Below are 611 nucleotides of genomic sequence, written 5' to 3' on the forward strand. Positions count from 1 at the left end.
AGTGCCAGGTCGACACATATCTTTCATTGAAATATTGTATTTTTCATCAGGTGTAATAGTGTAGCCAATGGCAATTTTCTGTGGGGAGCCCGCAGTGGCGATCCAACCCCACATACCTGCTTCACAGTCACCGAATGGTTGACTGCGAACAATGACCATTGAAAGATTACTGATTTCAGTTGCGATACATTTTCTGTTTAACTTCAAATGGGCGTTACACCAAAATGGCTTTCCTGTTTTGTCCTGCACTAGTGCTGGCAGAAAGCCTGTGAACGGCTCCGCCGCCTGTATTGATTGACTTCCAGACATAAGAGTTAGTAGTAAAAAGAATGTCAGCTTTTTCATTTTTTATCTCACCAAATAACTTTATTAAGTAGAGATGTATGGCTACCGTTAGGAACGGTAAACCACACTCCGTTTCAGTTGCTCTGAGATCTGAGAATGCGTTGTACGCTGGAGATACTGATCCCCGTGCGTTTGGCAATTTCAGATCTGGGCAATCCTTTGGCAACCAGTGCGAGGACTTCATTACCTTTTGCCATTGCAGTAGGCTTACGGCCTTTATAAACACCTCGTCGCTTGGCTAACTCAATTCCTTCAGCTTGCCGCTC

General features: G+C 44.4%; 2 protein-coding genes. Both read right to left on the reverse strand.

The features are described 5' to 3' along the window. Positions 1–345: hypothetical protein (locus ACE1BR_RS23105; protein ID WP_374874415.1), on the reverse strand; the 345-nt coding region annotated here is incomplete at its 3' end. Positions 346–419: 74 nt separating this feature from the next. Next, on the reverse strand, positions 420–611 hold a 192-nt coding region (locus ACE1BR_RS23110; RefSeq protein WP_374874417.1), incomplete at its 5' end, for a helix-turn-helix domain-containing protein.

This window comes from Aeromonas sp. MdU4, from assembly GCF_041929505.1.
Taxonomy (GTDB): Bacteria; Pseudomonadota; Gammaproteobacteria; order Enterobacterales; family Aeromonadaceae; genus Aeromonas.